7 protein-coding genes and 1 pseudogene are annotated in these 8,445 nt (G+C 60.2%); 5 read left to right on the forward strand and 3 right to left on the reverse strand.

The window, feature by feature from the left end:
- The 5 genes from leuS to ACRESJ_RS22845 form a co-directional block, all read left to right on the forward strand.
- Positions 1 to 2,540 (forward strand): leucine--tRNA ligase (gene leuS, locus ACRESJ_RS22825; RefSeq protein WP_431759947.1); only part of this gene is annotated, 2,540 nt, incomplete at its 5' end.
- An 88-nt stretch (positions 2,541 to 2,628) separates the two neighbouring features.
- Complete coding sequence (gene lptE, locus ACRESJ_RS22830) at positions 2,629 to 3,234, forward strand: LPS assembly lipoprotein LptE (RefSeq protein ID WP_431759948.1); 606 nt, start codon at positions 2,629 to 2,631, stop codon at positions 3,232 to 3,234.
- A 39-nt stretch (positions 3,235 to 3,273) separates the two neighbouring features.
- A complete protein-coding gene (holA, locus tag ACRESJ_RS22835; RefSeq protein WP_431759949.1) occupies positions 3,274 to 4,311 on the forward strand; it encodes a DNA polymerase III subunit delta in 1,038 nt (345 codons plus the stop codon).
- A 156-nt stretch (positions 4,312 to 4,467) separates the two neighbouring features.
- A complete protein-coding gene (gene arfA / locus ACRESJ_RS22840) occupies positions 4,468 to 4,632 on the forward strand; it encodes an alternative ribosome rescue factor ArfA (RefSeq protein WP_008065994.1) in 165 nt (54 codons plus the stop codon).
- 62 nt (positions 4,633 to 4,694) lie between these two features.
- Positions 4,695 to 6,017, forward strand: a complete 1,323-nt coding sequence (locus ACRESJ_RS22845) for a lytic murein transglycosylase (RefSeq protein ID WP_431759950.1) — start codon at positions 4,695 to 4,697, stop codon at positions 6,015 to 6,017.
- 90 nt (positions 6,018 to 6,107) lie between these two features.
- Here the strand turns inward: ACRESJ_RS22845 and ACRESJ_RS22850 are convergent, their stop codons facing one another.
- From ACRESJ_RS22850 to ACRESJ_RS22860, 3 genes and pseudogenes are all read right to left on the reverse strand, one after another.
- A complete protein-coding gene (locus ACRESJ_RS22850; protein ID WP_431759951.1) occupies positions 6,108 to 7,058 on the reverse strand; it encodes a S66 peptidase family protein in 951 nt (316 codons plus the stop codon).
- 172 nt (positions 7,059 to 7,230) lie between these two features.
- Positions 7,231 to 8,253: a lipoyl synthase gene (gene lipA / locus ACRESJ_RS22855; RefSeq protein ID WP_090325473.1), complete on the reverse strand. Its 1,023-nt coding sequence runs from the start codon at positions 8,251 to 8,253 to the stop codon at positions 7,231 to 7,233.
- 1 nt (position 8,254) lies between these two features.
- A pseudogene (locus ACRESJ_RS22860) lies at positions 8,255 to 8,445 on the reverse strand (lipoyl(octanoyl) transferase LipB); the annotation flags it as partial.

Consider the following 8,445-nt stretch of genomic DNA (forward strand, 5'->3'; position numbering starts at 1 on the left):
CCTTTGAAGTCAGTGAACAGCCAGGCAAGGAGACTTACTACTGCCTGTCGATGTTCCCTTACCCCAGCGGCAAGCTACACATGGGGCACGTGCGCAACTACACCATCGGCGACGTGATCTCCCGCTATCAGCGCATGCAAGGCAAGAATGTCCTGCAACCCATGGGTTGGGACGCCTTCGGCATGCCGGCGGAAAACGCCGCGATGAAGAACAACGTAGCGCCCGCCAAGTGGACCTACGAGAACATCGCCTACATGAAGTCCCAGCTGCGCAGCCTGGGCCTGGCGGTGGACTGGTCCCGTGAAGTGACCACCTGCAAGCCCGATTACTACCGCTGGGAACAATGGCTGTTCACCCGCCTGTTCGAAAAAGGCGTGATCTACCGTAAAAACGGCACCGTGAACTGGGACCCTGTCGACCAGACCGTTCTGGCCAACGAACAGGTGATCGACGGTCGCGGCTGGCGTTCCGGCGCGCTGATCGAAAAGCGCGAAATCCCGATGTACTACTTCAAGATCACCGCTTACGCGGATGAGCTGCTGGAGAGCCTCGACGACCTGCCGGGCTGGCCTGAACAGGTCAAGACCATGCAGCGCAACTGGATCGGCAAGTCCCGCGGCATGGAAGTGCAGTTCCCGTACAACGTCGATTCCATCGGCGAAAGCGGCACATTGAAAGTCTTCACCACCCGCCCGGATACCCTGATGGGCGCGACCTACGTCGCCGTGGCCGCCGAACACCACCTGGCCACCCTCGCCGCGCAGAACAACCCTGAGCTGCAAGCGTTCATCGCTGAATGCAAGGGCGGCAGCGTTGCCGAAGCCGACGTTGCCACTCAAGAGAAAAAAGGCCTGCCGACCGGCCTGTTCGTCGAGCACCCGCTGACCGGTGAAAAACTGCCGGTATGGGTCGCCAACTACGTGCTGATGCATTACGGCGATGGCGCGGTCATGGCCGTTCCGGCCCACGACGAGCGCGACTTCGAATTCGCCACCAAGTACAGCCTGCCGATCAAATCCGTAGTGCGCACCAGCTCGGGCGACACCAATCCTGCACCTTGGCAGGATGCCTATGGCGAACACGGCACGCTGATCAATTCCGGCGAGTTCGACGGCCTCGACTTCGCCGGCGCCTTCGACGCCATTGAAGTGGCACTGATCAAGAAAGAACTGGGCGCCTCGCGTACCCAGTTCCGCCTGCGCGACTGGGGTATCAGCCGTCAGCGTTACTGGGGCTGCCCGATCCCGATCATCCACTGCGACACTTGCGGTGATGTACCGGTACCGGAAGATCAACTGCCCGTTGTGCTGCCGGAAGACGTCGTACCCGATGGCGCCGGTTCGCCTCTGGCCCGCATGCCAGAGTTCTACGAGTGCAGCTGCCCGAAATGCGGCCAGCCTGCCAAGCGTGAAACCGACACCATGGACACCTTCGTCGAGTCCTCGTGGTATTACGCTCGCTACGCTTCGCCACATTTCGAGGGCGGCCTGGTCGAGAAATCGGCGGCCGACCACTGGTTGCCGGTGGATCAATACATCGGCGGTATCGAACACGCGATTCTTCACCTGCTCTACGCGCGCTTCTTCCACAAGCTGATGCGCGACGAAGGCCTTGTGAGCTCCAACGAGCCATTCAAGAACCTGCTGACCCAGGGCATGGTGATCGCCGAGACTTACTATCGTCGCGAAGCCAACGGTGCTTACACCTGGTTCAACCCGGCGGACGTCGAGCTTGAGCGCGACAGCAAGGCCAAGGTGATCAGCGCCAAGTTGAAATCCGATGGCTTGCCGGTGGAAATCGGTGGCACCGAGAAGATGGCCAAGTCCAAGAACAACGGCGTCGACCCACAGTCGATGATTGACCAGTTCGGTGCAGACACCTGCCGCCTGTTCATGATGTTCGCCTCGCCACCTGACATGAGCGCGGAATGGTCTGACTCCGGCGTTGAGGGTTCGCACCGTTTCCTCAAGCGCGTATGGCGTCTGGCTCAAGCGCACGTCACCCAGGGCCTGCCGGGCAAACTGGACGTCGCCAGCCTGAATGACGAGCAGAAAGCCATTCGACGCTCGATCCACCAGGCCATCAAGCAGGCCAGCCACGACGTCGGCCAGAACCACAAATTCAACACCGCCATCGCCCAGGTGATGACGCTGATGAACGTGCTGGAAAAAGCCGCGCAAACCACCGAACAGGACCGCGCACTGATTCACGAAGGCCTGGAAGCCGTGACGCTGCTGCTGGCCCCGATCACGCCGCACATCAGCCACGAGCTGTGGAATCAACTGGGTCATGCTGCCCCTGTCATCGACGCTGGCTGGCCGGTACTGGACGAAAGCGCGCTGGTACAGGACAGCCTGCAACTGGTGATTCAGGTCAACGGCAAGCTGCGCGGTCACATCGAAATGCCTGCCAGCGCCAGCCGCGAGGAAGTCGAAGCCGCCGCCCGAGCCAACGAAAACGTACTGCGTTTCGTCGACGGCCTGACGATTCGCAAAGTGATCGTGGTGCCCGGGAAACTGGTCAACATCGTCGCCAGCTAATTGGATCAGGCGCCAGGCCATGCCTGGCGCCGAATAAAACCTTTCGGGCCGCATGATCGGCCCACATGGTTTCAAGGGGAGCAACACAATGATCAAACGCAACTTGCTGGTGATGGGCCTCGCAATTCTGCTGAGCGCCTGCGGTTTCCAGCTGCGCGGCACCGGCTCCACGGAACTTGCGATCAAGGAACTCGACCTGAGTGCCCGCGACGCATACGGTTCAACCGTGACCCAACTGCGTCAGGTACTGCAAAGCAGCGGCGTCAAGGTCTACACCGGCGCGCCTTACAAGTTGTTCCTGGCCAATGAACAGGAAACCCAGCGCATCCTCAGCTATGCCGGCGCCGGACGTACGGGCGAGTATCAGATAACCACGGTGCTCAACTACGACATTCTGGGGCAGGGCAACCTGCCGCTGCTGAGCGACAAGCTTGAAGTGCAAAAGATCTTTATCCACGACGGCAACAACCTGGTGGGTTCTGACCAGGAAGCCGCCGATGCCCGCAAGGACACTCGCCGTGAACTGGTTCAACGCATGATGCTGCGCCTGCAGCAGTTGACGCCGGCTGAACTGGATCAGTTGCAGCAAACCGCCCAAGCCAAGGCCAAGGCGGAAGCCGCGGCACTGGAAGCGGCGCAGAAGGCTGAAGCGGAAACTCCGCGTCAGTCGCCCATCGAACTGCCGCAACAGTAAGACTTACGGGGCGCCCAGGCGCCCCGTTCGCCCTCTCTTATGAAACTCGCCCCCGCCCAACTCGGTAAACACCTGCAAGGCGCCCTTGCGCCGGTCTACGTCATCAGTGGCGATGATCCATTGCTGTGTCAGGAAGCCGCCGACGCCATTCGCAGCGCTGCCCGTCAGCAGGGCTTCGACGAACGTCAGGTCTTTGCCGCCGATGCCAGTTTCGACTGGGGTACGTTGTTGCTGGCTGGTGCCAGCATGTCGTTGTTCGCCGAAAAGCGCCTGCTGGAACTGCGCCTGCCTTCCGGCAAGCCCGGTGACAAAGGCGCCGCAGCGCTCATCGAGTACTGCTCGCGACCGGCCGAAGACACTGTGCTGCTGATCAGCTTGCCCAAGCTCGACGGCAGCGCGCAGAAAACCAAATGGGGCAAGGCGCTGGTCGAAGGCCCGCAGACACAGTTCGTGCAAATCTGGCCGGTGGATGCTGGTCAATTGCCTGGCTGGATCCGTCAGCGTTTGTCCCAGGCCGGGCTTTCCGCCAGTCAGGACGCCGTAGAACTGATCGCTGCACGGGTCGAAGGCAACTTGCTGGCCGCTGCCCAGGAAATCGAAAAGCTCAAGCTGATGGCCGAAGGCGGTCAGATCACCGTCGAAACCGTACAGGCCGCGGTGGCCGACAGTGCGCGCTTCGACGTTTTCGGATTGACCGATGCGATTCTCAATGGCGAAGCCTCTCATGCCCTGCGCATGCTCGAAGGCCTGCGCGGTGAGGGTGTCGAACCTCCGGTGATTCTCTGGGCGCTGGCTCGGGAGCTGCGGCTGCTGGCCAATATTTCTTTGCAATACAGCCAGGGAACTCCACTGGACAAAGCCTTCAGCCAGGCCAGGCCGCCCGTCTGGGACAAGCGCAAACCGCTGATGAGCAAAGCCCTGCAACGCTATTCAGCGCAACGCTGGGCGCAGTTGCTGCTTGAGGCTCAGCGCATTGACGCGCAGATCAAAGGCCAGGCCGCCGGCTCGCCGTGGATGAGCTTGAGCCGCTTGACGTTGTTGATGGCCGGCCAGCGGCTTTCATTGCCTGCCGAATAAAATTAAAAGATCGCATTCCCCTGTAGGAGCTGCCGCAGGCTGCGATCTTTTGATCTTCCTTCCTACAAATCACGCATGCATTTGCACTATAGACACCCGCCCCATTTCGGCCGAATATCTGCGCCGCAAAACCCACCCAATTGCGAGAGCCCCATCATGAGCAAAAAGCCGTCAAAACACGGCCCCAACAAGGCCAAATCCATCGTCGCCCAGCCTCTGTTCCGCAGCCGCCAGGAACGAGCCGGCAAGGGCAAAGGCAGCTACCGCCGCGAAGCCTTCCAGTCTGACAACTGGGAGGCTTCTTACTTTCTGGCGGCCTGAAAGGCAAGCATCCGCTCAACATGTTAAGGTCTGCACCTGATCCGTTTTCCCTGGACCCGTGCATGCCCCTTTGTCTTTCCCGTCGTTGGCACCTACGCCAATTGATTGCTGCCTCCAGCCTCGTTTTGCTAGTCGCCTGCGCGGAAAAGCCCACCGCCGCCGACGCCCAACCCCTTCAGACTTTGCCTGTCGCCACCGCGCCTGCGGTCATTGCGCCTGTGGTTCCGACCGGTGAAAACCTCGACATCCAGCCAACCCAGACCTTCGCCGAATGGCAGGCAGGGTTTCGCAAGGATGCGCTCGCTGCCGGCATTCGTGCTGACTTGTTCGACCGTGCATTTGCCAATGTCAGCTTCGACCCCAGCGTGATTCGTGCCGACCGCAGCCAGCCGGAATTTTCCCGCCCGGTGTGGGAGTACCTCGACGGCGCCCTGTCGCCGCTGCGCGTTCGCAAAGGTCAGGCGCTGGTGGACCAATACGCCAGCACCCTGCAAAGCATCGAACAGCGCTATGGCGTCGATCGTCAGGCGCTGGTTGCCGTGTGGGGCATGGAAAGTAACTTCGGCCAGTTCCAGGGTAGCAAGTCCGTGATCAACTCACTGGCGACCCTGGCCTACGAGGGCCGTCGCCCGGGGTTCGCCCATGCGCAATTGATTGCTGCGCTGCAAATTCTGCAACAGGGTGATATCGAGCCGGAGAAAATGCTCGGTTCCTGGGCTGGTGCCATGGGCCAGACCCAGTTCATCCCGACGACCTACAACACCCACGCCGTTGACTTCGATGGTGATGGCCGCCGTGACATCTGGGGCAGCGCCTCCGACGCCCTGGCCTCGACCGCCCACTACCTGCAAAGCTCCGGTTGGCAGAAAGGCCAGCCATGGGGCTTTGAAGTGCAGCTGCCGAGCACTTTCAACTACGTGTTGGCCGACGGCACGACTCGCAAGAGCGTTGCCGAATGGCGACAACTGGGTGTCACGCTACCCAATGGCGGCCAGGTCCCGGCTGGTACCGAACAATTGTCCGCAGCGCTGCTGCTGCCCGCTGGCTATCGGGGCCCGGCCTTCCTGGTCCTCGACAATTTCCGTGCGATTCTCAAGTACAACAACTCGTCGTCCTACGCCCTGGCAGTCAGCCTCTTGTCCGAGCGCTTCAACGGAGCAGGCCTGATCAGCGGCACGTGGCCTAAAGATGATTTGCCACTGAGCCGTACCGAAAGAATCGAACTGCAAAACCTGCTCAGCGCGCAGAATTACGATGCGGGGACTGCGGACGGCATTATCGGCGCCAATACCCGCAAAGCCATTCGCAGTGCCCAGCAGTCGTTCGGCTGGCCGGCGGATGGTTACCCGACGCACAAGTTGCTTGAAGGTTTGCGTAGCCGCTAAAGCTTCGCGGGCAAGCCTCGCGCCTACAAGGTATGGATACCCGTAGGAGCGAGGCTTGCCCGCGAAGGCTTACTTTCAGGCGACGAATATCTACCGTTTGACCACTACATCCTGCTCCAACACCAACTCCTGATTCCCCGCATCCAGTCTGACCAGCGCCCCCAAGGGCAATGTCAGATTCGGATCACAGTGCCCACTACGCCATCCGGACAGCACCGGAATCTGCAATGGCTCAAATGTCTGCTTGAGCAACCGCTCCAGCGCAGGGACTTCAACCCCCGCCACATCCCCTACCAACACCCCTCGCAGCTTGCCCAGCGTGCCGGCCAGTCGCAGGTGAGTCAGCAACCGGTCGATGCGGTACAACGGCTCATTGATGTCTTCGATGAACAGGATGACGCCTTCGGCGTCGATTTCGTAGGGCGTGCCCATGGTCGCAGCGATCATCGACAGATTGCCCCCCAGCAATCGCCCATGAGCAATGCCCGGCTCGATCGTGGTCAACGGGTAAGCCAGAGGGTGCGCCAACACACTCCCCGCTTTCAGCTGCCCACGCAGCATGTTGAAAAATGAAGACTCCGTGGGTTTCTGTCTGGCGCCAAGAATATCGGCATTAAGCAACGGGCCATGAAACGTCACAAAACCTGCGTAACGGCTGATCGCCAAGTGCAGCGCGGTGATATCGCTGTAGCCAACAAACGGCTTGGCATGACTGCGCAGCAATTGGAAATCGATACGATCGAGCAACCTCGGCGTACCGTAGCCACCGCGCAGGCAAATGATCGCATCGACCTCGCTGTCAGCGAATGCCGCGTGCAAGTCATTGAGGCGCACCTCATCACTGCCGGCCAAGTAGTCATTCTTCTCGTATACGCCAGGAAACACTTTCAGCGCATAACCTCGCGCGCGCATCCATTGCACGGCTTTATCGGTATCTAGCGCCGCTGGGCCGGCAGGCGCAATGACCCCGATCGTCCCTTCCGACGGCAAGGCCGGAACGCAAGCGTGAGGACAAAGGGTGTGAATCGGTCGAACGGTCATCCATGAATCTCCCTGCGTGAACACTTCAGCACACAGTAGTCAGGAACGGGGACAAACAGAAGAGCGATTGTCGCCCCGCAGGTTGCAGGAAAGACGGTAGTTACCGTGGGCCAGACAAAAAAACGCCCGCAAGACTGAATGCCTTGCGGGCGTTTGCACGTCTTTCAGCAGATCAGGACGACATCAGCTCGGCCTTGACCAGCTTCGCCTGTTCATCGGCGTGGTACGAAGAACGTACCAACGGGCCGGAAGCGACGTTCTTGAAGCCCATCTTGTAACCTTCCTCGGCGAACCAGGCGAAGGTGTCCGGGTGCACGAAACGCTGCACCGGCAAGTGGCTGCGCGACGGCTGCAGGTATTGACCCAGGGTCAGCATGTCGATGTCGTGTTCGCGCATGCGCTTCATGACTTCGATGACTTCGTCGTCGGTCTCGCCCAGACCCAGCATCAGGCCGGACTTGGTTGGGATGTGCGGCATCATCTGCTTGAAACGTTGCAGCAGGGTCAGCGACCACTGGTAGTCCGAACCCGGACGCGCGGCCTTGTACAGGCGAGGCACGGTTTCCAGGTTGTGGTTGAACACATCCGGCGGCTCAGCGGCGGTGATTTCCAGGGCGATATCCATGCGGCCACGGTAATCCGGAACCAGGGTTTCCAACTGCACGTTCGGCGACAGTTTGCGGATTTCACGGATGCAATCGGCGAAGTGCTGGGCACCGCCATCACGCAGATCGTCGCGGTCTACGGAGGTGATTACCACGTACTTGAGGCGCAGGTCGGCAATGGCGATGGCCAGGCTTTCCGGCTCGTTGACGTCCAGTGGTTTCGGACGACCGTGGCCCACGTCACAGAATGGGCAACGACGGGTGCAGATGTCGCCCATGATCATGAACGTCGCCGTACCGCCCGAGAAGCATTCACCCAGGTTCGGGCAGGACGCTTCTTCGCACACACTGTGCAGCTTGTGTTTGCGCAACAGAGCCTTGATGCGATCGACTTCCGGGGACACCGGGATACGAACACGAATCCAGTCAGGCTTTTTCGGCAGTTCAGTGGTCGGAATGATCTTTACCGGGATGCGTGCAACCTTCTCGGCGCCGCGCAGCTTTACGCCGGCTTCAACCTTGGCACGCGGGGCCGGACGCTCAGTGACATCCTGCGTCGGGATCATGGTTTGCACTGCATCAGTAGTCATATCAGTCGATTCCGCCCGTTAGGGTCGTCTGCTCAGCATAGTCGAGGTGTTTGACGAGCTGCGCACGCAGCCGGGCACTTACCTCGGCAAATTCAATCGATCCTGCGTGATCGCTCAGCTGGGTCATCGCCAGCCCGGCGTAGCCGCAGGGATTAATCCGTCGAAACGGTTCCAGGTTCATGTCCACGTTCA

The sequence above is a fragment of the Pseudomonas sp. genome (genome assembly GCF_050739655.1).
GTDB lineage: Bacteria > Pseudomonadota > Gammaproteobacteria > Pseudomonadales > Pseudomonadaceae > Aquipseudomonas.